This is a genomic window from Diaphorobacter sp. HDW4A (assembly GCF_011305995.1).
Classification (GTDB): Bacteria; Pseudomonadota; Gammaproteobacteria; order Burkholderiales; family Burkholderiaceae_C; genus Diaphorobacter_A.
This window is the reverse complement of the sequence record NZ_CP049910.1, coordinates 1928208-1953552: the sequence shown is the minus strand read 5'-3', so window position 1 is coordinate 1953552 and position 25345 is coordinate 1928208. Positions and strand designations below refer to the sequence as shown.

The following is a 25345-nucleotide window of genomic DNA, read 5'->3' as shown; positions in this document are numbered from 1 at the left end:
TTTGAGCCGCACGTTCATTTGATCGTGCGGCTTTTTTTCGTCAACCCAAACCGAGAAGTTCATGCTGCAAAGTTCTCGAAATTTCCGAAAGTCTTCGCGTAAATGAGGTGAAACCCCAGAACTGCGCTAGTGATATCTGATGTCAAATTCAAACCGCAATTGGTATACCAGTAATATTTTTTGTATTTTTTGTATTTTTTGTATTTTTTGTATTTTTTATTTATACAATGAGAACCAAACACACGCTACAACACCGCTGGTTTCATGCTGCCGCAGCAGCCGCTCTCTGCTCCACCAGCGCCATCGCACAGACGGCCACTGACAGCACGGTGACCATCTATGGATTTCTGAAGACTGATGTCGAACACGTGCGCGCAAGCGGTGGCGTCGCGCCGTCGCTGTCGACAAATCGCCTGTCCAACAACTTGTCGGTACTGGGCTTTCGCACCAAGGAAGACCTCGGCGGCGGCACCTCGGTATGGGCCCAGTTCGAGACCAATGTGCGCGTGGACAACGGCGACGGTCCTTGGGGCGGCCGCAACACCGCCATCGGCCTGTCAACCACCACCGGCCAGCTAGTGATGGGCCAATGGGAGGCGCCGCTACGCTTCGTCTCGGTCTACGCCATCGACCCGTTCACCGCGGGCATCTTCGCGTCCAACTCCATCATGGGCAACGGCTTCGCAACCGGCGCGAATGGCGTGTCGCCCACCTCGTTCGACCGCCGCCAGCCAAACCTGCTGCAGTACTGGTCGCCCAACTGGAACGGTTTTGAATTCCGCCTCGCCTACGCTATGCGCGAAGAGCGCTCGGACGACAAAAACCCCGGCATGCTCGGCGCGCTCGCCACCTACAAAAACGGCCCGCTCTACGCCGCATGGGGATACGAACAGCATCGCTCCTACTTCTACGGCGGCAGCAACGACGACGCGCACCGCATCGCCGCAGCCTACTCCTTCGGCGCGGCCCGCGTGCGCGGCAGCTTCGAGCGCCTGAGCTACGAGCCCGAGCGCGGCCAATCCCTCACTCGCAACGCCTGGCAAATCGCCTTGAGCCACCAGTTCACGCCGCAGCACGAAGTCATGGCCTCCTACGTGCACGCGCAATCACCCAAGGGCAACACGACCAAATCACTCGGCGGCATCGGCATTCCGGGAACCGATGCGAAGGCGCAGCAAATATCGCTCGGGTACGCCTATCATCTCTCCAAACGCACCGATCTCTGGGCGGCATACACCAGGATCACCAACGGCGCGACATCGAACTACAACCTCTCGGCCAACTCGATCACCGGCATGAAACCGGGGCAGGATCCGTCGGGCATGGGCCTCGGCGTCACACACAGGTTCTGACGAAAACGCCATGCCGGCTATGCGCATCACCACCCGCATGGCCGTTTTCCTACCGGAAAGCGTTGTGACATAACTCAAACTTGTAACTGCGGTGGTTTCACCGAATGAGTAGGGCGAGTTGACCTTGGTGTTAAGTGACGTCTTCCTGATGTCGATTTCTTGGGCATCGATCAGCAGCTCAGGGTCGGCAACTCGGGTTTGATGCCGCCCAAAACAGGCAACGTTGCGGGACTGGAATAACGCTCCTTCGTGCGTTCAAAAATTCAGCGATGTCCCGGACGAAGGCCCGCTATTGGTTTCAGCAGTCATTGAGCTGTCAAAGTTAGACGACAGCACCCAGCCTTTTCTGAAACTCCACGCGAAAACCTGTGCCGAACAGTCAGGCGTTCAGCAAACTTGAAATGCTGCGGCGTGTCGACTGGCTCGCTGTATCAATCGGTCCTGCACCGTCGGGATGGCCACCTCGCGCGCTCATCCGTCGAGCCGTTCGCAGCAGGTGTGCGGCTGCTCGATATTGAGTCCATCAACTCCTGCTACGCCCTTGTTGTCTTCGACTTGCACCATACGGCTTGCAGGTTCTCTCTGGTCAGCGCCGCCTCCAGCAAGCCACCAGTGCCAGCCATTTGCATTGCTGTCCCTGTAACCCGGCGCTCAAGGGACGGGTAATCGGTTTCGTCGCTGATGAGAGATCACGCACAGCTTCACTGTGCGCTTACGGACTGTCTGCATCCAAATTGGCCACATCGATATCAGAGAGATCCCTTCTACTATCCACACTCCAAGGAGTGAAAAGCACTCGCCCGATGGCCAGAACGCGCGGCAGTTGGTCCGGGCCATGCGCGTTTCCTTCCAGCTCTAGAATCCATCCACCCTCCAGATGCCGAGTTCGCGAGCTGACGACCCATTCCAGAGTGACCTTCTCGGTCGCAAACACGGGGCGAAGCATGTCCATGGAGTAATTCATACCCTGCACGCGCCCCTCCTGTGCAAGCTGCGATGAGGCCAGCCCCATCAGAAGTGCAGTGATGTACGCGCCGCTGGCGTGGAGTAAGTCATGGGGTAGGTCTTGTTGTGTCGGATCGTGATCTCCAGCCATGAGCGCAAAGCGCTTCACCTGGTCTTCATCGAAGCCGTGCTGTCTGGAAAACCGGTAACCCGCGTCCACCTCCTGGCGGTTGAAGTGTGCGGTTGCCTCAAGCATGGCTAGCCAACCGGGTGATGGCGTCTTGACTGCCTGCCTCTTGTCGCAGTTTGAACTTCTGGATCTTGCCCGTAGCCGTCTTGGGCAACGCGCAGAAGATCACGCGGCGCGGGCACTTGAAGTGCGCGAGCCGTGCTCGACAAAACGCAATGATGTCTTCCTGCGTCGGGGCTTCGACGCCATTGCGAAGCTCGATGAACACACAAGGAACCTCACCCCATTTGGGATCGGGCTGCGCCACAACGGCTGCATGCAGAACGCAGGGATGGCCGTGCACTACATCTTCCACCTCCACCGATGAGATGTTCTCCCCGCCGGAGATGATCACATCCTTTGAGCGGTCGGTGATCTGTGCATAACCCCCTTTATGCAACACCGCGACATCGCCAGTTCTGAACCAGCCACCGGCAAAGGCTTTGCGCGTCGCAGCTTCGTTCTTGAAGTAGCCCATCATGATGGTGTTTCCACGCAGCATGAGTTCGCCACTGGTTGCGCCATCGTGTGGTACGGGAACCAGGGTATCGGCATCGCCTACCATGAGTCCTTCAAACATCGCTGCCCTGGTGCCTTGTCGCACGCGCAGCTTGCCTTGTTCAGCCAAAGGAAGGTCATCCCAACCGTCTTGCCACACGCAACTGACCGGCGTACCCGAGACCTCTGTGATGCCAAAGACATGCTCAACGTCAAACCCCATCGCCAGCACGGATTGCAGCACCGCCAAGGGCGGCGGCGAACCCGCAGTCAGCACGCGCACCGTACGCTCTAATCGCGTATGTCTGGCAGCATCCGCCAACATCGCCATCACGATGGGTGCCGCGCAAAAATGATCCACTTTGTGATTCCCGATGGCATCGAGCACGTCCTCTGCCGTGACCCGGCGCAGGCATACATGCGTGCCCGCCGCAGCCGCGATCGTCCAAGTAAAGCACCAGCCATTGGCATGGAACATAGGCAGCGTCCAGAGGTATCTTGGCGCCCGTGTCATCGCCCAGTTTGTGAGCTGGAGCAGGCTCATCAAGTAAGTGCCTCGATGGCTTGCCACAACGCCCTTCGGGTCGCCGGTTGTGCCAGAAGTGTAATTCAGCGCAATCGGTTGCCACTCGTCCTTGGGCCAGATACCCTCGAAGCTTTGATCCCCCGTTGCAATCAGGCTTTCATAATCCGTCTCGCCGATCAACGGCCCTTGCGCAGCCAGGTGATCCTCGATGTCAACAACAACCGGGCATTGATCGAGCAACTTCAAGGCAGCGGCGACAACCCCCGTGAACTCACGGTCCACCATCAACAGCTTGCACTCGCCGTGCCGCAAAATGAAAGCGATCCCTTCAGCGTCAAGTCGGTGGTTGATAGCGTTCAGTACGGCCCCTGCAAGCGGCACCCCGTAGTGAGCCTCCAGCATCGCGGGCGTGTTCGGAGCCAGTACGGAAACCGTGTCGCCCGGTTGAATGCCGCGCTTGATCAGCGCAGAGGCTAGGCGGTAGCAGCGCTTCCGCGTTGCGGCCCAAGTCTGATTCAGTTCACCATGAACTATCGCAACTCGCTCTGGGTGTACAAGCGCTGCCCGGTCAAGAAAGCCCAGAGGCGTAAGCGGAACATGGTTGGCTTCGCAGCGATCAAGCCCCACGGCATATGACTTGGCGCTCATAAGTCAGTCTCCTTGATTGATGGTGTGATGAAACGTCGTGAATGACGCGATGGGTTCACGCTGCGTCACCAGCGTGTTTTCGATGGCTGAATCGTCCGCATACCCGAGGCTCATGCCACACACCAGCATCTGGTTGTCTGCAATCGCAAGCGCTTTTGAAATGTGCCGATGAAACTTCAGAAACGCCGCCTGCGGGCAGGTGTGCAGATTGCGCCCACGCGCGGCCACCATAACGCTCTGCAGAAACATCCCGTAATCAAGCAAGCTGCCCTCTTGAAGAGCACGATCAACGGTGAAGAACAGCCCAACGGGTGCGTCGAAGAAGCGGTAATTGCGACCATGCTGGGCATGCATCCGTTGCTTGTCTCCCTTCTCGATGCCGAGCAAGCCATACAGATCCCAACCGACCTTCCTGCGTCGCTCCAGGTAAGGCGAAACCCACTGCGTCGGGTAGTAGTTGTAGGGTTCATCCAGGCAAGCCGATGCCTGTGGTTCGTTGTCGATGGCGGTCAACTGCGCTGTCAGTTGCTCCTTTGCGGCACCCATGAGAACGTGTACTTGCCATGGCTGCATGTTCATCCCCGAGGCGCTGTGTCTCGCGGTCGAAAGAATGGCTTCAATCTCCGCCTGTGGTATCAGAGTTGGCAAGAAGGCGCGGACACTGCGCCGGGTGATGATGGCCCAATCAACCATCGATCGAGTTTGGGCCTCGTCCAACGGCAAGGCTGCGGTGCGGTTCATTCCAGAAATCCCCATAGACATTCAATGCGAACAGCACTGACTCTATGGATTGCCCGCCTAGCCGTCGATGCCCGATTGCGGCCTTGCGATTGAGGTATTTGGGCATAGAAAAGCCAATGCGCACGGAGCTTGGTGATGCCCGGGCTTATCTGGCGAGGACACTAGCAACATCAGCAAATACCAACAACACCCTTGCCATGAAGTTCAGCGCCCTGCCCACGCGCCCCTGCGCACAAGGGGGGATCCGGACATCACGACGTACACGCCACCCGATCAATCCCTCACGTTATTTGCGGCGCTGCGATAAGCGCCGGGGCTGACGCCAGTCCATTTTTTGAATGCTCTATGAAACGCACTGGTCTCCTGAAATCCGACCTCCCCCGCGACTTCAGCCACAGTCAACCCGCTACTGGACAGCAGATCGATGGCAATATCACGTCGCAGTTCATCCTTGAGCCGCTGGTAGCTCAGCCCTTCATACTGCAGGCGACGCTGCAGCGTCGTGCCGGATAGGCAGAGATCGGATGCCACTTTCTCCAATTCCGGCCACTGCTCGGGCACCAGACTGCGCAGCAGCTTGCGAACCCGCGCACTCGTGCTTGCATCATTGCGATACTTGACCAACAGATTGGCAGGCGCATTGCGCAGGAATCGATCAATAGTCTCTGGGGTCTCCACCAACTTCAGCGCCAGCAGACTGCTTGAAAACGTGATGTACGTGGAACTCCCTCCAAACACCACGTTGTCGCAAAACCGCGTGCGGTAGTGGCTGTCATCCGCCGGTGCACAGCAGCGAAACTGCATTTCCTTCAGGGTAATCCTGCGCTGCACCAATCCACACGCCAGCCCATGCACCAGAATAAACCAGGTGCCATAACCAAACAGCCGCCGAAGCACACCTCCGTCGTGAAGCACGATCCGCGCTTCATCATTCTCAACCAACAGCTCACCACGAAAATCATCCAGCATAGCGCCAAGAAAGCGCAGTATCCGCCGCAGCGCATGCTCAAGATTTCGAGCACTGACCGCAGAACGGGCCATCAACGAAAAGCCCCCACGCCTGAGCCCATGACTGTCCAGACCAAAAAACTCATCGTTCATCAGATCGGCCAACTCAACCCACATTTGCGAGTACGCCGCCGCAGAAATACGAACACGCGCAGAACCCAGTAACTCACGATCCAGCTTCGCCGCTTCAAGCACCCGCCCAATATCCATATTGCGCAAAGACGCTGCATAAAGCGCCTCATGTACCAACTCAATGGAAACCGTCCCCTTTGCTCCAGCGTGCTTCATTTGCGCAACCAGGTTCACATGAGCCACTTTTAGTTTCCACTCTAACTTCACCGACGATGGGTAGAGACTTCCGCAGTAGTTCCAATGACTTAGACGGTCGTACCCAAATGAAAGCGGCCACGATATGCTCCCGGACTCATTCCGATACGGTGCCGAAAGAGTCGAGAAAATGAGCTGGTGTCGCTATATCCGACTTGGCAAGCGACAGCTTCTATGCTGTCTGAACTGGTCTCAAGTAGCGCACGTGCTGCCTCAAGCCGGAGGTCTTGCAGATAGGCCAGCGGTGTCTGATCCAGAACGCTACGAAATCGCCGGATGAGGGTTCTATCACTAACCGCAAGCGTGTCAGCAAGCTCAGCAATCCTGACATCCTTGGTCATATTGCTCCGCAGCCAGTTCTGGGCTCTATAAACCAATGCATCTGAATGGCTTTTTTGCGCAAGTAATGGGAGGTAGGGAATTTGACTCGTTTGGCTCACGTCAATCAACATCGCTTTTGCACACTGTGACGCGATTGCGGGACCTGCAAAGCGCTCGATGACGTGAACCGTCTGAATCAAGTACGAGGCCGATGCGCCCGCGCAAATCAATCGGTCTGTCTCCGTAAGTACAGGGCGCAATTGGAGATCCACACGTGGAAATTTCACTCTGAACAATCGCTCGAGCCACCATGTCGTTGTTGCGATGCGCTCGTCAAGCAACCCAGTTTGAGCAAGGATGAACGTACCTGTACAGTTTGCGGCAACCAACGCTCCAGCGCCCCACTGCGTCTTCAACCATGCACAGGCATCGGCCTGGCGGTCCAAAAATTGGTCAAACTGACGATGCCCTCCATAGTGAAATCCGGGTACGAATACCAAATCGTAGCGTTCTCGTGGTCCCAGTTTGTGGGTTTGCAGTGGGAGGCCATTACTCGCTATTGCGGGTTCGCCCGTCGGAGATACGAATCGCCAATCGAATAGTGTGGACTGGGGTGTTTGCTTGAGCTTCAGGTGCGAATTCGCAATCTGCAGAATGTCGGCAAACCCCGCTGCGCTGGAGGCATAGCAGCCATCGAATGTGAGAATTGCGGCACGCGGCATTTGGCAAAAATAGCATTGATTATGGCAATTCCGACAATGTAGCTCAATAGGTGGTAGCTCTGACTCAGTGATTGCCCGACCTGTAACCGCAGAAAAATGTCGCGGATGGACGCGCAGACGCGCGAATGCTGAGCTCGGCCACTTGTCGCTCGAACGTGCGGGCCATCACTTTCTCGCCCAATCGTTTGAAGCAATTCATCTTCGTCTCCACCAATGACCTGCGGTGGTAGCCGCTCCAGCGTTTTCAGATATCGCGGCCCAACCGCCTGCATGCCTTGATGGCCTCATTGCGATTCGCGAAGACCAATCCTTTGCGCAGCCTTGCGCCCTTGCGCGGTGGAATAATGGGAATAGTTTGGCGCTGATGGCAGGCCTCGTACACGTCCTGCGTGTCATACACGCCATCGCCTGTGAAACTGGCAACGGCTTCGTCGTTCGGTATTTGGGCCAGTAGTTCGGCTGCCACTGGCGAGTCGCCCACTTCGTTGGTGGTCACGACAATGGCACGAATCTGCAGCGTCTGTGCATCAATCCCAAGGTGCACCTTACGCCACTGGCGGCGGCGTTCTACGCCATGCTCACTGATGGAATGTGGATGACGGATTTAGCATGAAAAAAGTCAGTTTAGCCAATGTACGAAAAGGTCCAAGTATTAGTTAATTGCGGTGAAGGCATAGTTTTCACCAACACATAAAAGGAGTGTCCACTGTGAGCCTCTCATTATGTGCAGCCACCTTTCGTCCTCAACGATATCTTGGGGTTGACACTTGCATGCATGAGCCAGCAACGGATCCGACGCTGATCGAGAAACACAAACAGGGAATACAGGTCACGCTGAAGTTCGTCGTGGCGCAGCGGACACAGTGCTTGCAACTGGCGCGAACTACCAAGGGGTCTCACCGCGTCCTGTACCGGAAGTTCAAGACCACTAATGAAGTATGGAAACCTAAACACGCATTGCCGACAAAGTTCACCGACACAAGCATTCCTTCATTGCACTACAAGCAACGAAAGCAAGGAGCTGCCTCATGGATGAACCTTTCATGCTGCAGTATCGCTTTTAAACTGATCAACTAAGGAGACTCACATGGCATGGGATATTGAAGTCATTGACGAATGCGCCGTGGTACGCATGAATACCAACAAGGTTAACGTCCAGAACGAACATTTTTTTGACGATCTGCACAGGGCATTTGATCGTCTCGAAAGTGAGTTCAGCGAACTGCCTGTGGTTATTACTGGGCAGGGAGACGTATTTTCGGCAGGAATTGATTTCCAATACAGCTTCGAAATATTCGGCAGCGGCAATCAGGGAACAATCCAGAACTGGTATAAGGCCTACCGCGAAACCAATCTGCGTGTCTTTCGATACCCCAGACCTACAGTCGCAGCCATCAACGGCCACGCTATTGCGGGTGGTCTGATAACCGCGCTCGACTGCGATTTTCGCGTTGCGGCCCGCAAGCACGTGAAGTTCGGCCTCAACGAAGTCCCTATTGGCATCCCCATGCCGGCTGCCTACGTTGAAATCATTAAATACACCTTGGGCGACAAGGTGGCAGCACTGACTACCTTGCGAGGGGAAATCTATGGTTTGGAGGAGGCCGAACGACTGGGATTTTTTCACGAAGTAGTTGCACCAGATGAGCTGCTGCCTACAGCCATCCGTTACGCGCGTTGCATCGCACCAGACTGCAATATCGCATATGCGATGTCCAAGGTGGCGCTGCAAGATTCAACGAATAGACAAATCGATGAACGCACCGTCGCTCTGGATGCATTACTGCCTGTTGGCATGAGCGATCCAGGCAACCGACTAGCCCAGGATCGGCGTCGGCAGGAAATCATGCATAAGCGCAAATAGGCTCGGCGCGCTAAGCGCGCCATTCCCTCACTTTCTTAGGCATTTCGAGTCAGTGGAATGCCTGCTTTGCTTCGCCATGAATGAAGAAGTTGGTAACCCTGCTCTTACGTATGTAATGACCATGGACCATCCAAACGATGCATTCGAGCCTATTTCAGTGTTGCAGATCGTGCGGGACAAGCGGCGCACGGCCCTCCAAGTTGAGCCGATCTCGACTGAATTCAGCGCCTATATGAAACGGACCCGCGTATATGACAGAAATGCAGCCCCTCGCCTGCAACTTTGTCATATCCCGTAAAGCGCCCTTTTCTCTGCCCCTGCACCGAGCCTCCCGAATGTGGGCGCAGGGGGCACCATGCAACCCACACGCCAATACCAACCTCTTCATATGATCCATTGCCGCGTAATTGAATCGCCCCGGATTCTCTAGACACTTTCGAGCCGTTGGGAATGGCGTCTTTCGAACTCTACCGGAGAGATATCTCCGGCGGTTCCATGACGCCTTTTGGGGTTGTAAAACATCTCGATGTAGTTGAAGACATCAGCCCTGGCCTCATCGCGCGTCGAGTAAATCTGGCGACGAATACGCTCGCGCTTGAGCAACTGGAAGAAGCTCTCAGCCACCGCGTTATCGTGACAATTGCCGCGACGACTCATGCTGGAGACAAGGTTGTGATCACGCAGAAAGTCCTGCCAGTCATGGCCAGTAAACTGACTGCCCTGATCCGAATGCACCATGACAGGCAGCTTGGGCCTGCGACGCCACAAGGCCATCAACAGTGCATCGAGCACCAAGCCAGTATCGATGCGGCTGCCCATAGACCAGCCAACAACCTGACGTGAGAACAGGTCAACCACCACCGCCAGATACAACCAACCTTCATGGGTGCGGATGTATGTGATGTCAGTCACCCAAGCTTGGTTGGGCTCGGCCGCTGCGAAGCGGCGCTGCAAGTGATTGGGCGCGACGATGGCAGATTTGCCTCCACGCATGCCTGCACGGCGTTTGTAGCCCGTCTGTGAGCGCAGCCCCTCGATTTTGAGCAGTCGTGCCACGCGATGCTTGCCGCAGCTCTCGCCCAAATCACGCATGTCCATGGTCAGCTTGCGATAGCCATAGACGCCACCACTCTCGAGCCACGCATGCTTGAGAAGACCCAACAGACGTTGATCGTCCTTTGCACGAAGGCTCATCGGTTGCGCCTTCCAGGCGTAGTAGCCGCTAGGGTGTACAGCCATGACCTTGCACAGTCGGCGAATGCTGTACTCGCCTTCATGGCGCTTGATGAATGCGTACTTCACCCGGACTGCTTGGCAAAGTACGCCGCGGCCTTTTTTAGGATGTCGCGCTCCTCTGTGACTCGCTTGAGTTCAGCCTTCAGTCGTCGCAACTCCTCGGTTTGCGACACCTGTGCCTGCCGATCAGGGGCAGGCGTTCGTTGAGCCTTGATCCATTGATAAAGGCTGTGCTGACTCACCCCCAGCCGAGCAGAAACATCGGCCACCTTATGGCCGCGCTCAGTGATCTGCTTGACCGCTTCGGTCTTGAATTCTTGGGGATATCTTTGTTTACTCATGGCACCTCCTATTGGGCCTTAGTTTGAGGCTCAGAGGTGTCTAGAAAATCCGGGGCGATTCAAATCAAACTACAAGCCGAAACTAAAAGCTTGGCGCACTCATCTTGGGTTTTCTCCATGCGATGTCTCGGTCCCGCGATGGCAATTCCAAACGTCTGGAATTGGATATTCAAAAACGCGGATATGGCCCAGACATCAGGTACGTTCTCGCCGCGCGTAATGAAATAGCCCTTTCGTCTGCTGTCCTGAATATCGGTAATCAGGGCTTGCGTGTCGGTGATCGTGGTTTCCGTGATCGCCGGGAAATCGCGCTCAGCGAGTTGCGCCCGCAGCTCAACCTCCTTGAGGCTGCCAAGCAAGGCCTTGCCGATGGAGCTTGAATGCAGTGGTTTGAACTCTCCCGGCTTGGCGGAGTAGCGGATGGTGTGCAGGCCTTCTGCAACCTGAAGATAGATCACTGCGTCCCCCTGTCGTTTACCAAGGATGACTGTCTCGCGTGATGCATCGCGCAGGCGCTCCAACATGGGCAGGATGTGCTCGATGAACGGGTCGTTGGCTTGAATCTCACTTGCCATGTCGTACAAGCGTCTGGTCGGGTAGATCGCTCGTGGTCTGGTCAATGTGTACAGATAGCCGCGTGCCGTCAGTGTGTGGACGATGGCGTGGCAACTGCTCTTGGGTATGCCGGTCATCTCCGACAGATCAGTCAGCGAAAGTGGTTTACGCATCCTCTGGAAAGCTTCGAAGATATCCAGCACCCGCTCGATGGCGGTGACCGCGACGCCGCCTGCGGGTTTCGGCTCAGCGCCGGTTTCGGGCGCCGATTGTTCGGTATTTCGAATTCTTTTCACCATGTTTTTACTGCCCCTTCAGATTTGATTAGTTTGTTCGAAATGTGGAACTTTTATCCTTCCATTGGAACTTTCTCCAACCTAGTATTCGCGGCATCCGACAAAAAATACATAGGAGACAACCCGGGATGCCATCACTCAGAACAAGTGCTCTTCACTCGGACTTTGCTGTCGAGGTTCACGCCAATATTCACGACCTGCTCAAGAGCGCCGATGCGATCGCTGAGCTCAAACGGCTCTGGCAGGCCTCGCCGGTGATGATCTTTCGGCGCCAGGCGCTGGATGAGGCGGAGCTGGTGGATTTCTCGAACGAGTTCGGCACCTGCGAAGTGTTCGGTCGCAAAGACATCATCTCGCCATACAGCGACAAGATCATCTACTTCAGCACGCTGAAATATTCAGATGGCCGCTTCGTAGGTGGCTTTGCGGGTGGCGAAGATGTGGACTGGCATTCCGATCAGACCTTTCAGGTACGCCCTGCCACGGGAGCCATCCTCTATGGAACCGAAGTGCCGCGTGATGGCGGCGACATCTACTGGGCCAATCAATACGGTGCGTGGGAACTATTGCCCGACGATGTGAAGCAGCTTATCGATGGCCGCATGGCGACCTACCGCTATGCCAAACGCTACGCCATCCTGAATCCGCTGGAGCTCAAGGACAAGGCTGCGGCTAACGCCATGCTCAACCTACCCGATGCCCGGCACGCCGTGGTGCTCACTCATCCGCACACCGGACGCAAGGCGCTTTATGCCGACCCGACCACGTTGCTCTCCATCGACGGGCTGACGCAGGAACAGAATGATCGCGTGCTGCCGATCCTCTTCGCTGCAGGCGGCGACCCTTCGCTGGCGTATCGCCACAAGGTGCGCAATGGCGATCTGATGATGTGGGACAACGGCTGCACCATGCACCGGCGCGATCCAATGACGCTGGCTCAGCCACGGCTCATGAAGCGAACCACCTTCCGCTTGTCAGCCCGGGACTACTGCACGCCACAGGCATGAAACCACACATGAGCCCGATCACCATGCCGAGTGGCGCCTGCGATTGCCACTTTCACATCTTTGAAGCGGCGCGCTACCGGTACGCCGAAGCGCGTCACTACACGCCGCAGGACGCAACGCTCGACGACTACCTGGCGCTGTGCAACGACCTGTCGATCCAGCGCAGCGTGCTCATACACCCCACGGTGTTTGGTGGCGATCACCTGAGCTTTGAAGACGTACTGCGCTCTCAGGGTCATCGCATGCGGGGTGTAGCCGTTGTGGCACCGGACACGCCGGACGAAGACATCGCCCGATGGCATGCGCTCGGAGCGCGCGGCACCCGCATCACCACTATCTTCTCGGGTGACGTGAACACCCAGACCATTCGCCGCATCGTGGACAAGATCAAGCCCTTCGGCTGGCATGTGCAACTGCTGGTCGATGTAGCGCAGCGACCCGACCTTGTGGCCCAGGTGCTGGACATGGGTGCGACCGTGGTGGTTGATCACATGGGCCACCACGATGCGGCCACGATCCAGCAAAGCGCGGGTTTCGCCAATCTGCTTTCCCAGCTGTCGCAATCTGGCATCTGGCTCAAGCTGTCTGCACCTTACAGGCTCTCTGCAGACTGCATCAGCGATGTCCACGTGCAATCTTTGGCGGAGCGCTATCTGCGAGTCAACCCGGATCGCCTGGTCTGGGGTACGGACTGGCCGCACCCGTCATGCAGCAACCGGATACCCACCTCGCAACAGTTGCTCACCTTGATGACTCAATGGCTGCCGGATGAAGTGATACGCAAGAAGGTGTTGGCCGACAACCCGGCGCGACTGTATTGGAACTAACTAAGCAGAAAGAGACATTCCCATGATGATGCGCAAGACTTTCATTTCCGCACTGTTTCTGTCCGTGGCTGCACTGACCTTTGCCACCGCTACATTCAGCCAGACGAAAACCGTGATCAAGCTTGGCTGGGCTACGGCGGACAGTGCACAGGACCCGTCCGCCATTGGTGCTCACGCCTTCAAGAAAGCGTTGGAGAGCGCCACGAACGGCTCGATGGAGGTACAGCTCTTTCCCAACCGCCAACTGGGCGATGAAAAGCCCATGGTGGAGGGCCTGCGCTTTGGCACTGTGGATGCCGCCATCGTCACCAATGCCGTAGTGGCGCAGTTCGATCCATCGTTCCAGCTCAACGATCTGCCATTTCTCTTCGCCAACGAAGCACAGGCCAGAAAAGTGCTGGACGGCAAGGTAGGCGCAGAGATGGCCAAGCGCCTCGATACCAAGGGCGTCGTGGTGCTCGGCTATTTCGAAGCCGGCTTTCGCAACATGGTGAACAACAAGAAGCCGGTGAACACGCCAGCTGATGTGGTCGGCGTTAAGTATCGGGTGATGCAGAACCCGGTGTTCATCGACATGTTCACCGCACTCGGTGGCTCGGCCGTGCCCATGGCTTGGGGCGAGACTTTCACCGCCGTGCAGCAAGGGATGATCGACGGGATGGAGATGCCGCTCGGCTTCATCGACTCTTTGAAGGTCTACGAAGTCACCAAATATCTCTCTCAGACTAATCACACCTACACGGCATTGGAGCTGCTGGCCAGCAAGCGATTCATGTCCAGACTCTCGGCAGAGCAGCGCAGCGCGGTTGCCAGTGCCGCCAAGGTGGCCGTGGAAGAACAGCGCAGAACTAATGTGGAGCAAACCCAGAAGATGGTCGAGATTCTCAAGTCCAAGGGCATGCAGTTCAACACGGTGCAGGACCCGGCGGCCTTTCGCAAAGCCGTTGCACCGATGTATGAAAAGTACCGCGCCAGCATCGGAGCCGATCTGATGGCACTGGCTCTGGATCAGGTCAAGTAGCAGGCCGCGCCAACGCAAGCGCCGGGCTTCGGCGCCAATCGTTCACAACCGAAAGCACAGCATGCGAAACATCGCAGGATCTTTTTCGCCCTCATCGGGCATGAATTGGCTCACCGTATTCTCCAGAAGCTGCGACGCCCTCGCCCGCTCGGTGCGATGGGTGGTGTGTTTGCTAGCCGTCGCAATGCTTGCCTCGTTGTCGTATCAGGTGCTGATGCGCTATGCCTTCAACCAGGCTCCGCCCTGGACGGAGGAGCTCGCGCTGACCTGCTTCAGCTGGGCCATGCTGCTGAGCATCGGGCTGGGCGTGCGGGACGGCATTCATGTGCGCATGGATCTTCTGTTGGATCGCTTGCCCTCATCCATTCGTAAGCTGGTCGAGCGGTTGATCTCATTGAGCATCGCCATCTTCGGTCTGTACCTGATGTGGTACGGAATCGACTATGTGCGCGATGAAGGCAGCAATGTCTCAGCGGCCATGGCGTATCCGCTTGCTTACCTGTATGCCTGTGCTCCGGTGTGCGGCTTTCTGATCGCAGCGTTCGGCTTCGAACGCGCCTTGTGTGGCGCAGCGCCCGCAGCTACACAGTGAGAACGCCATGTCAATAACCGCCTGGATTCTGACCGCCGGGTTTGCCGGATTGGTGTCATTGGGCATGCCGTTCGCATTTGCCATTGCGATATGCGTTTGCATCGTCATCCTCAACGCTGGCATCGAACCCATGCTGCTGCCTCAGACCATCGTCGCGGGCACCCAGAGTTTCTCGCTGCTGGCGATTCCATTCTTCATGCTGGCAGGCGAACTCATGAGCGCAGGAGGCCTGTCGCAACGCATGGTGCGCGTGGCGGATGTCTTTGTGCGCCATCTGCCAGGCGGCATGGAGCTGGCTGTGATTGGCGCGGCGTTGATCTTCGCGGCGGTTAGCGGCTCGGCTCCCGCAACCACCGCCGCCATTGGTGCAGTGATGATTCCAGCGATGGTGGAGCGTGGCTACGACAAAGCCTATGCCACAGCGCTTGTGGTGAGCGCGGGAATTCTCGCGCCACTCATTCCACCTTCCATCGCGTTCGTGATCTGGGGTGTGATTGCGGAGCAGTCGATCTCCAAGCTGTTTCTGTCTGGCGTGTTGCCTGGTTTGATGATGGCAACGGGCATGGCCGTGATCGCCGTGGGTAAAAGCATCAGAAACCAGCGTCCACGCGAGCCTCGCGCCAGCCTCGGGGAAATCAAAGCGGCTTTGCGCGAAGGCATCTGGGCGCTGCTCGCCCCGGTGGTCGTGTTGGGCGGCATTTACGCAGGCGCTTTCACGCCCACAGAATCCGCCGTCGTTGCATGTCTCTATGCACTGTTCGTGGGTGTAGTGATCGAGCGACGCCTGCATTGGAGGCAGCTGCCCAACGTGGTATTCAACGCCATGGCAATTAGCGCCATTGTGATGGCCATCGTCGCCGTCTCCAACGGCTTCAGCTTTCTGATCGCACAGGAACAGCTTGCGACCCAGCTCGCCGCATGGCTGGGCCAGAACATTCATGAGAAATGGATGATGCTGCTGGCGCTGAACATCGGCTTCTTCCTGCTGGCCGCCGTGATGGACGAGATCGCCATCATGGTCATTCTCGGTCCCATGCTCATCAGCATCGCCAACCAGTTCGGCGTGAACCCCATTCACTTCGGCTCAATGATCGTCACCAACGTGGCCATCGGCATGGCGGCCCCTCCCATCGGCTACTGCCTGTTTGTCGGCATGGCCATCAGCGACATGAAGCTTTGGCCCGTGGCCCGCGCCATCATGCCCTTCGTACTGATGATGCTGGTGGTGCTTCTGCTGGTGACTTACATGCCCATCTTTTCACTGGCCCTGGTGCGGTAAAAGACGCAATCAGGAAACACACATCCAATGGACACACTCACAGAACTCCCTGCTCTACCCGTGCTTCGAGAGAAGCGTACATCCGGCTCCACCTGGATCACCATCAACCGTGCGCATAAACACAACGCGCTGGCGCGGCCAGTCCTGCAAATGCTGGCGGATGCCGTACGAGAAGCGGCGGCGGATACTACGACCCGCTACATCGTGCTGTGCGGCACGGGGGATCGCTACTTTGCAGCCGGTGGTGACCTGAAAGATCTCGCCAGCGTGCGAGACGAGGCCAGCGTTCGCACGATGATGGACGAGGCCTGCGGTGCGCTCGACGCCATTCGCCTGTGTCCCGTTCCCGTCCTGGCGTATCTCAACGGTGATGCCATCGGCGGCGGCGCAGAGCTGGCCTTGGCATGTGACATGCGGCTGCAAGCTGCGAACGCGCGCATCGGCTACATACAGGCGCGCCTTGCAATTACATCGGCCTGGGGTGGTGGCCCGGATCTGTTCCAACTGCTGGGCACTTCCCGCGCCATGCGGATGATGTGCCGGGGCGAGCTGATCGACGCTGCGCAGGCTCTGCAATGGGGCCTCTGTGACGCCGTCATCACCGATGGAGCGTCGGGCGAAGACATGAACGCGTTTTTGAAACCGATGGATCGCGTTTCACCGCAGGTGCTCCGGGGCATCAAAGCACAAGCCATCGCCGCCCGGCGCGAAAACACATGGGCTGCGCACCGGCGCGTTGAACAGCGCCACCTTATGCATACCTGGCTGCATGACGATCACTGGGCTGCGTCCGAAAACATTCTCACCAAAGGCTCCACATGAACATGCGCGCACCCGATTCAAACCTTCCCTTGATGGAGCCCGTGCTCTCAAGCCGCAATCGCAGCGGCATAGAGATTCCGCCATCCGTGGATTCAAGTGCCGTCCACGCTGATCGCATCGGCTCGCCGGGACAGTACCCGTTCACACGAGGTATCTTTCCCGATGGCTATCAGGGCCGGTTATGGACGATCCGGCAGTACTCGGGCTTTGGCACCGCTGAGGAATCCAACGAACGCTACAAGTTCCTGCTCGATCAGGGGCAGACTGGCCTGTCCGTAGCGCTGGATCTGCCAACCCAATGCGGCTATGACCCGACGCATCCGATGGCGCGCCCCGAGATCGGCAAGGTCGGTGTATCGCTGTCCAATCTGAGTGAAGCAGAGATCCTGTTCAAGGATCTAGATCTCGCCAGCATCTCCACATCGTTCACCATCAACGGCACAGCCGCCATCATCTACGCCATGTACCTGGCTGTGGCCGACAAACAGGGCGTGCCGCGCGCCAAACTGACCGGCACGATCCAGAACGACATCCTCAAGGAATATGTGGCGCGCGGCACATGGATCTTCCCGGTGCGACCTTCCATGCGGCTGATCGCCGATTCCATCTTGTATTCCAACGAGGTCACGCCGCGCTTCAACCCCATCAGCATTGCAGGTGCACACGTACGCGATGCAGGTGCCACAGCAGCGGAGGAAATGGCTTACACCCTGGCCAACGGACTGGCCTACGTGGATGAGCTTCGCTCGCGAGGCGGTGACGTGGAGAAGTTCGCCAAGCGTCTGTCCTTCTTCTTTTACGTGCACATGGATTTCTTCGAGGAGATCGCCAAGTTCCGCGCCGGTCGCCGGCTCTGGGCGCGCTTCATGAAGGAGCGCTACGGCGTTCAGGACGCGAAGGCACAGCATCTTCGCTTTGGCGTGGTCTGCGGCGGCTCTTCTCTGGTGGCGCCACAGCCCTATAACAACGTCGTGCGCGTCGCTGTGGAAACCATGGCTGCTGTGTTCGGTGGTGCGCAGTCCATCTTCACCTGCGCGCTGGATGAGGCGTTCCAGATTCCAACAGAGTTTTCCGCCGAGCTGGCCGTGCGAACCCAACAAATGATCGCTTACGAGTCAGGTATCGCTCGCACCGTGGACCCGCTGGGCGGAAGCTATTTTCTGGAAGAACACACAGATCGCATGGAGGAGATGATTCTCAAGGTGATGCGTGAGATCGACTCATATGGCGGCATGGAGAAAGCCATCGAGGACGGTTGGATCCAGATGCGACTTGCGGAGCGCGGACTGGAGAGAAAGCTCGACACCGACGCAGGTCTCAACGTCATCGTGGGGCAAAACCATTTTAGCAAAGCAGACGAGGAAATCAAGATCGGTGAGCTGTTCACGCTGGATCCGACCATTGCCCAACGGGCACTGGAAAAGTATCAGCGCACGCTCGACACACGCAACGCTGCCGAGGTGCAACGCACTCTCGCCAGTCTCTCGCAGGCCGCAGCCAATGATGGTGAAAATGTCATGCCCTATCTCGTCGATTGTTGCCACGCCTATGCAACCGTCGAAGAAATGGTGAACACACTCAAGCAGCAATGGGGCGAATTCAAGGAACCGGTGAACCTATGAACCACTCGACCAAAAAGTATCCACTGACGGGCCGCCGCATACTGATTGGAAAGCCGGGCCTGGACGGGCACGACATCGGCGCAAAGATCATCGCGCTGACACTGCGCGACGCAGGCGCTGAAGTCATCTACACGGGCTTGCGCCGCAGTGCAAAACAGATCGCGCAGGTGGCTGTGGACGAGGGCGTGGATGCGGTGGGCCTGAGCATTCTCTCCGGCAGCCACAAGGAACTGGTGAGCGATGTGCTCAATGAACTGCGCGAGCGCCACTCGGAAGACATCAAGGTATTCGTGGGCGGCACGATTCCGCCGGAAGATCACTCGCATCTGCACAGTCTGGGAGTGACCGCGATTTTCACCGCCGACATGCCACTTCAAAGCGTCGTGAATCGCCTGTCGAAAGATCTGGAATGAGCACGCGCGGCGCACACCAGGGGCGCGGACCGCTTGCGGGGCTGCGCATCATCGAGGTGGGGCATATGCTCGCGGGCCCCTATTGTGGATTGCTGCTGGCCGACATGGGCGCTGAGGTCATCAAGATCGAGCCACCGGAAGGTGATATCGGCCGCCGCGTGAGTCCGCATTTCATCGGAGAGCACAACGCCTACTTTGCAAGCCTCAACCGCAACAAGCAAAGCGTGGTGCTGGATCTTGCGTCGCCTGAAGGGCGCAGTGCGCTGGAGCAGATCGCATCCACATCCCACGCGCTGGTGACCAATCTGCGACCTTCGGCAATCAAGAAGCTCGGGCTCACCTACCAAGCATTGCAACACTGCAACCCGACACTGGTCTGTGTGGCGCTCACGGGTTATGGCCTCGATGGCGAGTTCGCCGAAAGCCCGGCGTACGACTATGTGATTCAGGCCATCACCGGCGTCATGGCGCTCACAGGCGACCCGGATGCGCCTCCCACCAAGGCCGGCTACTCCGCCGTAGACAACTCCGCCGGCATCTTCGCGGCGCTGGGCTTGCTCGCGCGGATCATCGAAGGCCAAGGCGGTCAGGTGGATGTAGCCATGTATGACGTGATGCTTTCCCAGCTCAACTATCTGGCGGGCGCGGCGCTCAACGCCGGGGAAGTCATCGAGCGCCTGGCCAATTCCTCGCATCCCTACATGGTGCCCGCGCAGATCTTTGCGACGAACAATGGGTGGCTCACCTTGTTCATCACTCACGACAAGTTCTGGCAGAAGTTCTGCGTTGAGATCGGCAAGCCGCAATGGTGCACGCACCCCCACTTCGCCACGATGACTGCACGTCGTGAACATCGCGACGATGTATTGAACGCCATCACCGACACTCTGCTGACTCAATCCGCATCGCAATGGGTGCAGAGGCTTGCGCCGCTGGGCATCGTGGTGTCTGAAATCGGCACACTCACATCGGCGCTGCAGAGCGATTTGACGCGTGCAAGAAACATGGTTGTGCAGCTCGGCGACGGAAGCGTTCCGCTGCGTGCAGTCGCCAGCCCGCTGAAGTTTGAAGGCCATGCTGTGAACTACGCACTGCCACCTCTGCTCAATGAACACTACAACAAGGTACTGGAGGCGCGTTGATGATCGTGCGCCCTGCCCTTGATCGCTACGCGCTTGGCCGGCAATTGAGCATGCTGTCGAACTGCAGCAGCGAGCAACTGCTGGAGCGCGGCAGCATCGCAACGACGCAGCACAGAGCGCGAAGAATCGGAATCACCGGCGCTCCCGGTGCTGGCAAAAGCACCTTGACCGGTCTGCTCGCCATGCACCGACTGCAGGAAGCACGTGTGGGCGTGCTGGCAGTGGACCCCAGCAGCCCCAGATCAGGCGGCGCCATTCTCGGTGATCGCATCCGCATGGACGATCTGGCGGCCAGCGAGGAACTGTATATCCGCTCCGTGGGCTCGCGTTCGACCACCGATGGCCTGTCTGACAACCTGCCCGAAATGCTGGATGTGTTCGATGCCCACGGCTTTGACGAAGTGCTTCTCGAAACCGTGGGCGTAGGCCAGGCCGAATACGCGGCGCGCTGCCTGGTGGATACGCTGGCGCTCGTACTGCTGCCTGACAGTGGCGACGCCGTTCAGGCCATGAAGTCAGGGATCATGGAAATGGCGGACATCTTCGTGGTCAACAAGGCGGATCTTCCCGGTGCGCAGCGCATGGTGGCAGACTTGCAGCGCATCGCCGCCGTATCACGCAAGCACTCCGCTGAGCAATGGCGGCCTACGGTGCTGCTTACATCGGCAAAGCAAGCCGACTCCATTCAAAAACTTTCCGCAGAAATAGATCGCCATCAACAATGGCTGCGCAGTGCCGAACAGGAAAGTGGCGTGCAAGCAGAGCGCGCACGGTACCGGTTGCGACGCATCGTCGAGCGGCAACTGAGCGCGCACATCAACCAGTTGCCGCACCACGCGCTGCGACTTCCCCTGCCACAGCAGATAGCCTTGGTCCTCTCTCAAATGGCGTCCAACCACTGACGTTACGAACACCTGAAACCGAAAGTTCATCGTGCGAAAAAGCGGTGATCCGCGCCCTGTTTCTTTGCCTTTCTGCCCACTATCGTTGATCACCCTGCGTGCATAGCAATGGGCGTTCATTCATACAACGAGGAGACCTATCTTGACGACCAATCCACCCCGCTTCCTGCGCCTGTGCGCTGCCTGCGCGCTGATGGCTGCCGCCTTCACCTCCGGGACTGCTTCGGCCAACACCAACTGGCGCGCGTACACCTACAACGCGGTGGCGACCGTCACCTCCGTCAAGGGCCTGAACGCCATGACGGAAGCCATCCAGAAAGAGACCAACGGACAGCTCAACATCCGCTTGAACCTAGGTGGAACGCTGCCCATTGCGGCCACCAACATCACCCAGGCAGTTGGCGACAACATCGTGCAGATGGCGGACGATACCTTCTTCGTGGGCAGCGTGCCGGTGGGCGGCATTGTCCGGCTGCCGATGTTCCTGCCCACAAGGCCTCAGTTCGAGAAGGCGTGGGACATCGAAGCTGAAACGCTGCGTAGTGATTTCGACAAACGCGGAGTCGTACTTCTTGGTCGCTATATCTATGCAGAGAACGTCTTCTGGTCGAAGAAAAAGCTCACCTCGCTGGCCGACATTCAGGGGCAGAAAATCCGCGTGATCTCTCCGGAGCAATCCGAGTTCATCAAGGTGCTGGGCGGCATCCCCGTCACGCTGGGTACTTCGGAAGTGGCTGCGGGTCTGGATCGCGGAGTGATTGACGGTGCGCTCACCGCAAGCTCCGGCTATGGCTATGTCTGGCGAGACCTGCTGCGCTACAGCTATCGCCTGAACGTGAGCTACATCGACTCGCTCATCCTCGCCAACAAGGATGCATGGATGAAGCTCTCTCCTGAAGTTCGCACCAAGGTGCAAGCGCTGGTGGATGAGCACACCGCCAAGATGACAGCCGCCATGGCCGCCGAAGACCAGGAAGTCACCAAGAAGCTTGCGGCCGAAGGCGTGGTGATCACCGAACCCACCAGCGCGGAACTGGCTGAGGCGGAACGCCGCATCGCACCATATTGGAAGGAATGGGGGGAGAAGCGTCCTGCGGCTGCTCCTGTGCTGCAAAAGGTTCGAGCGGCTGTGGGGCGTTGAGATGACATCAAATTCTCAAGCCAACATTGGGAGTGCACTCGAATCGGAGAGCGAAGATTCTGATGTATTCAGCCCTGCCGAAGACACGCCCTCCAGAATCTGTCGCTGGATCAGTCAGCTCATTGTGCTGGGCCTGATCGTGATGATGGGTGTCGAAATTGTGGTGCGCAGCCTGTTTGGATGGTCCATCCAGATCAGCAATGAATTGGGCGGCTACGCACTGGTCGCTATTTCCTTCCTCTCGCTGGGTTCAGGTCAGACACTCCATGCCTATCACCGCGTGCACTTCGTCGAGCACAAGCTGGGCCCAGTGGGACGCGCAAGATTGTTGTTCTTTTTTGACATTGCATCACTGACTGTTTCACTGATCCTGCTTTTCGAATTCATCCGTTTCGAATGGCTGACCTGGAATTCTGGAGACGTCGCAGCAACCAACCTGATGACGCCACTCTGGATACCTCGAATTGCCCTGCCCATTGGTGCCGCCGTTCTCTGCTGGGCGCTGCTTCGTACGGTGGCGGCCGATTTCAGGCGTCTGCGTGCCGCTCAATCACAAAAGGAGTCATGATGTTCGGTGAATATCAGATTGTCTTCATTTTTATTTTGTTCTTTCTGCTGCTGGCATCAGGCATGGCAGTGCCATTTGCGATCATGTTGCCAGCGGTGGTCTATCTGTATATGCAGGGTGGTATCGGTGCCCTTCATGGACTGGGGATAACGAGTTGGGGGAGCATGGATGCCTATACCCTGACGTCGATTCCGTTGTTCGTGTTGATGGCGGAGATACTGCAGGGCAGTGGTCTCGCGATGAAGGTCTACGCAGGACTGTCGCAGTTGGTGCGCAAGGTGCCAGGCGGCCTGCTGCAAACTAACGTCGCCGGCTGCGCGGTCTTCGCAGCAGTCAGTGGCTCCAGCATTGCCACCGCGGCAGCGATTGGCAAGGTGGCCCTACCACAGCTCGAGGCAAGGGGATACGACCGCAGACTCTCCACAGGCTCACTAGCAGCAGGCGGCACACTGGGCGTTCTGATTCCGCCGTCGATCGCCATGATCGTGTATGCAACGTTCACCGAAACGTCTGTGGCCAAGCTCTTCATGGCGGGAATCGTACCGGGCATCGTGCTGACGCTGCTGTTCATGACGTACATCGGATTCGCAGCCATCATGCGTCCTGAGATCTCCCCCAGAGAGCGCAGCGTTCTCACGCGTCGACTGCTCTTTCGTGCCTTGATTGACATCGTGCCATTCATGCTGTTGATCGGCGGAATCATGGGCTCCATCTACTCGGGCCTCGCCACACCCACGGAAGCAGCTGCAGCGGGATGCATCTTCGCGCTGATCATCGCCCTGACGTTCGGAAGACTTCCGATGCGTGAGTTCGTCGCCTGCCTCAAACGCACCACCATCGCCATCAGCAACATTCTTTTCATAACCTACGCGGCCTTCATCTTTTCTTATGCGATGAGCTATGCGGGCGTTGGCGAAGATGTGACGAACTTCATCATCGGACTCAAGCTCAGCAAAGTCGAATTCTTCCTGGCATTGCTGATCCTGTTCACCGCGCTGGGAGCACTGGTGGAGAGTCTGGGGATGATCGTGATCACCGTGCCCCTTCTCTACCCGCTGCTGGCCAACTATGGCATCGATCCGGTGTGGTTCGGAATCATCGTGGTTCTGTTCATCGAGATGGGGCAGATCACACCACCCATTGGCATCAATCTGTTCGTGATTCAAAGCATTTCCCGTGGCCGCATCTCAGATGTGGTCGTAGGCACTGTCCCGTTTCACCTGTTGATGTTCGTGCTGCTGCTCATGCTGGTGGCCTGGCCCGAATTGGCGCTGTGGCTACCTAACCGCGTCACCGGCAATTGATCAACCCGACTTTGGAAATTGAACATGTTCGCACCTCCTGAAAAACTGAAGGCGGAAGTCTTCACCAAAATCCCCGAAAATTTCCTTTCGCATGACAAGCGCAGCGAGTGGTGCAACACGCAACTGCACGGCGCACAGGCTGGCGTGTTTCTCGAAGGCCCCTCATTCGATCTCGATGGCAATCTGTGGGTCGTTGACATCCCCTGGGGCCGCATCTTCCGCATCGACCCTAAAGGCAATGTCGAACTCGTCACCGAATATGCAGGTGAGCCCAATGGACTGAAATTTCACCCCGATGGCCGAGCCTTCATCGCCGACTGCCGTAACGGAATCATGGTGCTGGACCCTCGTACGGGCCGCATCGATCCCTATCTGGAGCGCGCAAGGCTCGAGCGCTTCAAAGGCTGCAACGACCTGTTCTTCGCCAGCAATGGAGATCTGTACTTCACCGATCAGGGACAGACCGGATTGCATGACGCCACCGGCCGCCTCATGCGCTTGCGCACCAATGGGCAACTGGATGTGGTGCTCGATTGCGTACCCAGCCCCAACGGGCTCGTCATGAACCTGGACGAAACAGCCGTCTACCTCGCGGCCACCCGCGACAACGCCATCTGGCGGGTACCGCTCATGCCCGACGGCAGCGCCACCAAGGTAGGCGTCTACATACAGATGTCGGGCGGCGGCGGGCCTGATGGGATTGCGCTGGATGAACAAGGCGGTCTGGCAGTGTGCCACGTAGGCTTTGGAGCCGTCTGGATCTTCAGCCCCAAGGGCGAGCCGCTGTATCGCATTGACGCCCCCGAGGGACTTGCCACCACCAACTGCGCCTACGGCGGTGCTGATGGGCGCACTCTGTACATGATCGAATCGCGTACCGGCAGCATCCTCACAGCCCGAGTGCCCGTTGCAGGGCGCAGCATGTATTCCCACTCCAAAGCTCGCTGAGCTATTTCTGGTGCGGCTTGCGCGGGCGGTATCACTGGCCCGCCGTGCAATGCCGCCGCCTGTCACCCTCCCCTCTTCCTGCACGCGGTACTCACAGAAGTTCAGCACATGAAACTGTTGACGTCCGCAAGCCACTCAAGCACCGCAA

The 25345-nt window shown here is 57.6% G+C and carries 23 protein-coding genes and 1 pseudogene; 16 read left to right on the top strand and 8 right to left on the bottom strand.

What is annotated here, in order from left to right; translation table 11 throughout:
• The first annotated feature begins 227 nt into the window (after positions 1 to 227).
• Positions 228 to 1352, top strand: coding sequence for a porin (locus G7047_RS08790; RefSeq protein ID WP_166303667.1), 1125 nt, complete (start codon positions 228 to 230; stop codon positions 1350 to 1352).
• 712 nt (positions 1353 to 2064) lie between these two features.
• On the opposite strand, the gene G7047_RS08785 is transcribed toward G7047_RS08790, so the two are convergent.
• The 6 genes and pseudogenes from G7047_RS08785 to G7047_RS08760 form a co-directional block, all read right to left on the bottom strand.
• On the bottom strand, positions 2065 to 2553 hold the full coding sequence (locus G7047_RS08785) for a dehydratase (protein ID WP_205904747.1): 489 nt from the start codon (positions 2551 to 2553) through the stop codon (positions 2065 to 2067).
• A complete protein-coding gene (locus tag G7047_RS08780; RefSeq protein WP_166303663.1) occupies positions 2546 to 4198 on the bottom strand; it encodes an AMP-binding protein in 1653 nt (550 codons plus the stop codon). The genes G7047_RS08785 and G7047_RS08780 overlap by 8 nt, the downstream gene beginning before the upstream one ends.
• A 3-nt stretch (positions 4199 to 4201) precedes the next feature.
• Positions 4202 to 4939, bottom strand: coding sequence for a nitroreductase (locus G7047_RS08775; protein WP_166303660.1), 738 nt, complete (start codon positions 4937 to 4939; stop codon positions 4202 to 4204).
• A 273-nt stretch (positions 4940 to 5212) separates the two neighbouring features.
• The gene (locus G7047_RS08770; RefSeq protein ID WP_166311968.1) at positions 5213 to 6235 is read right to left on the bottom strand and encodes an AraC family transcriptional regulator; all 1023 of its coding nucleotides are present in this window, start codon (positions 6233 to 6235) and stop codon (positions 5213 to 5215) included.
• 89 nt (positions 6236 to 6324) lie between these two features.
• Positions 6325 to 7317 (bottom strand): GlxA family transcriptional regulator, encoded by a 993-nt coding sequence (locus G7047_RS08765; RefSeq protein ID WP_166303657.1) that lies wholly within the window; start codon positions 7315 to 7317, stop codon positions 6325 to 6327.
• 64 nt (positions 7318 to 7381) lie between these two features.
• A pseudogene (locus G7047_RS08760) lies at positions 7382 to 7897 on the bottom strand (IS5 family transposase); the annotation flags it as partial.
• Positions 7898 to 8404: 507 nt separating this feature from the next.
• Here G7047_RS08760 and G7047_RS08755 point away from each other — a divergent pair.
• Positions 8405 to 9181 carry an enoyl-CoA hydratase/isomerase family protein gene (locus G7047_RS08755; RefSeq protein WP_166303654.1) on the top strand — a complete coding sequence of 259 codons (777 nt, stop codon included), beginning with the start codon at positions 8405 to 8407 and terminating at the stop codon, positions 9179 to 9181.
• 426 nt (positions 9182 to 9607) lie between these two features.
• Here G7047_RS08755 and G7047_RS08750 read toward each other — a convergent pair.
• Positions 9608 to 10758 (bottom strand): IS3 family transposase gene (locus tag G7047_RS08750; protein WP_166301801.1). Its coding sequence is split into 2 segments (ribosomal slippage): positions 9608 to 10512 and positions 10512 to 10758, totalling 1152 coding nucleotides; the frame shifts between segments, so codons are not numbered across the junction.
• A 59-nt stretch (positions 10759 to 10817) separates the two neighbouring features.
• On the bottom strand, positions 10818 to 11612 hold the full coding sequence (locus G7047_RS08745) for an IclR family transcriptional regulator (RefSeq protein ID WP_166303651.1): 795 nt from the start codon (positions 11610 to 11612) through the stop codon (positions 10818 to 10820).
• 125 nt (positions 11613 to 11737) lie between these two features.
• On the opposite strand from G7047_RS08745, the gene G7047_RS08740 reads away from it, so the two are divergent.
• From G7047_RS08740 to G7047_RS08675, 14 genes are all read left to right on the top strand, one after another.
• Positions 11738 to 12616, top strand: a complete 879-nt coding sequence (locus G7047_RS08740; RefSeq protein WP_166303648.1) for a TauD/TfdA family dioxygenase — start codon at positions 11738 to 11740, stop codon at positions 12614 to 12616.
• An 8-nt stretch (positions 12617 to 12624) separates the two neighbouring features.
• Positions 12625 to 13443, top strand: coding sequence for an amidohydrolase family protein (locus G7047_RS08735; protein ID WP_166303645.1), 819 nt, complete (start codon positions 12625 to 12627; stop codon positions 13441 to 13443).
• A 22-nt stretch (positions 13444 to 13465) separates the two neighbouring features.
• The gene (locus tag G7047_RS08730) at positions 13466 to 14464 is read left to right on the top strand and encodes a TRAP transporter substrate-binding protein (protein WP_205904746.1); all 999 of its coding nucleotides are present in this window, start codon (positions 13466 to 13468) and stop codon (positions 14462 to 14464) included.
• Positions 14465 to 14648: 184 nt separating this feature from the next.
• Positions 14649 to 15056, top strand: coding sequence for a TRAP transporter small permease (locus G7047_RS08725; protein ID WP_166303642.1), 408 nt, complete (start codon positions 14649 to 14651; stop codon positions 15054 to 15056).
• Positions 15057 to 15063: 7 nt separating this feature from the next.
• Positions 15064 to 16335 carry a TRAP transporter large permease gene (locus G7047_RS08720; protein ID WP_166303639.1) on the top strand — a complete coding sequence of 424 codons (1272 nt, stop codon included), beginning with the start codon at positions 15064 to 15066 and terminating at the stop codon, positions 16333 to 16335.
• Between the two features lie 27 nt (positions 16336 to 16362).
• Positions 16363 to 17157: an enoyl-CoA hydratase/isomerase family protein gene (locus G7047_RS08715; RefSeq protein WP_166303636.1), complete on the top strand. Its 795-nt coding sequence runs from the start codon at positions 16363 to 16365 to the stop codon at positions 17155 to 17157.
• Positions 17154 to 18779: a methylmalonyl-CoA mutase gene (locus tag G7047_RS08710; RefSeq protein WP_205904745.1), complete on the top strand. Its 1626-nt coding sequence runs from the start codon at positions 17154 to 17156 to the stop codon at positions 18777 to 18779. Before G7047_RS08715 ends, G7047_RS08710 begins: the two co-directional genes overlap by 4 nt.
• Complete coding sequence (locus tag G7047_RS08705) at positions 18776 to 19192, top strand: cobalamin B12-binding domain-containing protein (protein ID WP_205904744.1); 417 nt, start codon at positions 18776 to 18778, stop codon at positions 19190 to 19192. The genes G7047_RS08710 and G7047_RS08705 overlap by 4 nt, the downstream gene beginning before the upstream one ends.
• Positions 19189 to 20334: a CaiB/BaiF CoA-transferase family protein gene (locus G7047_RS08700; protein WP_166303628.1), complete on the top strand. Its 1146-nt coding sequence runs from the start codon at positions 19189 to 19191 to the stop codon at positions 20332 to 20334. Before G7047_RS08705 ends, G7047_RS08700 begins: the two co-directional genes overlap by 4 nt.
• Entirely contained in the window at positions 20334 to 21236 is a 903-nt protein-coding gene (gene meaB, locus G7047_RS08695; RefSeq protein ID WP_240939417.1) for a methylmalonyl Co-A mutase-associated GTPase MeaB, read from the top strand. Before G7047_RS08700 ends, meaB begins: the two co-directional genes overlap by 1 nt.
• 142 nt (positions 21237 to 21378) lie before the next feature.
• Positions 21379 to 22377, top strand: a complete 999-nt coding sequence (gene dctP, locus G7047_RS08690) for a TRAP transporter substrate-binding protein DctP (protein WP_205904743.1) — start codon at positions 21379 to 21381, stop codon at positions 22375 to 22377.
• Position 22378: 1 nt separating this feature from the next.
• On the top strand, positions 22379 to 22945 hold the full coding sequence (locus G7047_RS08685; protein ID WP_166303625.1) for a TRAP transporter small permease: 567 nt from the start codon (positions 22379 to 22381) through the stop codon (positions 22943 to 22945).
• Positions 22942 to 24249, top strand: coding sequence for a TRAP transporter large permease (locus G7047_RS08680; protein ID WP_240939416.1), 1308 nt, complete (start codon positions 22942 to 22944; stop codon positions 24247 to 24249). Before G7047_RS08685 ends, G7047_RS08680 begins: the two co-directional genes overlap by 4 nt.
• Positions 24250 to 24273: 24 nt before the next feature.
• On the top strand, positions 24274 to 25197 hold the full coding sequence (locus tag G7047_RS08675) for an SMP-30/gluconolactonase/LRE family protein (protein ID WP_166303622.1): 924 nt from the start codon (positions 24274 to 24276) through the stop codon (positions 25195 to 25197).
• Positions 25198 to 25345 lie beyond the last annotated feature (148 nt).

Coding starts and splice junctions, on each gene's coding strand:
- G7047_RS08685 (WP_166303625.1), top strand. CDS start 22,379: ATGACATCAAATTCTCAAGCCAACATTGGGAGTGCACTCGAATCGGAG.
- G7047_RS08745 (WP_166303651.1), bottom strand. CDS start 11,612: ATGGTGAAAAGAATTCGAAATACCGAACAATCGGCGCCCGAAACCGGC.
- G7047_RS08710 (WP_205904745.1), top strand. CDS start 17,154: ATGAACATGCGCGCACCCGATTCAAACCTTCCCTTGATGGAGCCCGTG.
- G7047_RS08755 (WP_166303654.1), top strand. CDS start 8,405: ATGGCATGGGATATTGAAGTCATTGACGAATGCGCCGTGGTACGCATG.
- G7047_RS08715 (WP_166303636.1), top strand. CDS start 16,363: ATGGACACACTCACAGAACTCCCTGCTCTACCCGTGCTTCGAGAGAAG.
- G7047_RS08720 (WP_166303639.1), top strand. CDS start 15,064: ATGTCAATAACCGCCTGGATTCTGACCGCCGGGTTTGCCGGATTGGTG.
- G7047_RS08735 (WP_166303645.1), top strand. CDS start 12,625: ATGAGCCCGATCACCATGCCGAGTGGCGCCTGCGATTGCCACTTTCAC.
- G7047_RS08765 (WP_166303657.1), bottom strand. CDS start 7,317: ATGCCGCGTGCCGCAATTCTCACATTCGATGGCTGCTATGCCTCCAGC.
- G7047_RS08770 (WP_166311968.1), bottom strand. CDS start 6,235: ATGAAGCACGCTGGAGCAAAGGGGACGGTTTCCATTGAGTTGGTACAT.
- G7047_RS08675 (WP_166303622.1), top strand. CDS start 24,274: ATGTTCGCACCTCCTGAAAAACTGAAGGCGGAAGTCTTCACCAAAATC.
- G7047_RS08705 (WP_205904744.1), top strand. CDS start 18,776: ATGAACCACTCGACCAAAAAGTATCCACTGACGGGCCGCCGCATACTG.
- meaB (WP_240939417.1), top strand. CDS start 20,334: ATGATCGTGCGCCCTGCCCTTGATCGCTACGCGCTTGGCCGGCAATTG.
- G7047_RS08785 (WP_205904747.1), bottom strand. CDS start 2,553: ATGCTTGAGGCAACCGCACACTTCAACCGCCAGGAGGTGGACGCGGGT.
- G7047_RS08680 (WP_240939416.1), top strand. CDS start 22,942: ATGATGTTCGGTGAATATCAGATTGTCTTCATTTTTATTTTGTTCTTT.
- G7047_RS08790 (WP_166303667.1), top strand. CDS start 228: ATGAGAACCAAACACACGCTACAACACCGCTGGTTTCATGCTGCCGCA.
- G7047_RS08740 (WP_166303648.1), top strand. CDS start 11,738: ATGCCATCACTCAGAACAAGTGCTCTTCACTCGGACTTTGCTGTCGAG.
- G7047_RS08775 (WP_166303660.1), bottom strand. CDS start 4,939: ATGAACCGCACCGCAGCCTTGCCGTTGGACGAGGCCCAAACTCGATCG.
- G7047_RS08730 (WP_205904746.1), top strand. CDS start 13,466: ATGATGATGCGCAAGACTTTCATTTCCGCACTGTTTCTGTCCGTGGCT.
- G7047_RS08725 (WP_166303642.1), top strand. CDS start 14,649: ATGCTTGCCTCGTTGTCGTATCAGGTGCTGATGCGCTATGCCTTCAAC.
- G7047_RS08780 (WP_166303663.1), bottom strand. CDS start 4,198: ATGAGCGCCAAGTCATATGCCGTGGGGCTTGATCGCTGCGAAGCCAAC.
- G7047_RS08700 (WP_166303628.1), top strand. CDS start 19,189: ATGAGCACGCGCGGCGCACACCAGGGGCGCGGACCGCTTGCGGGGCTG.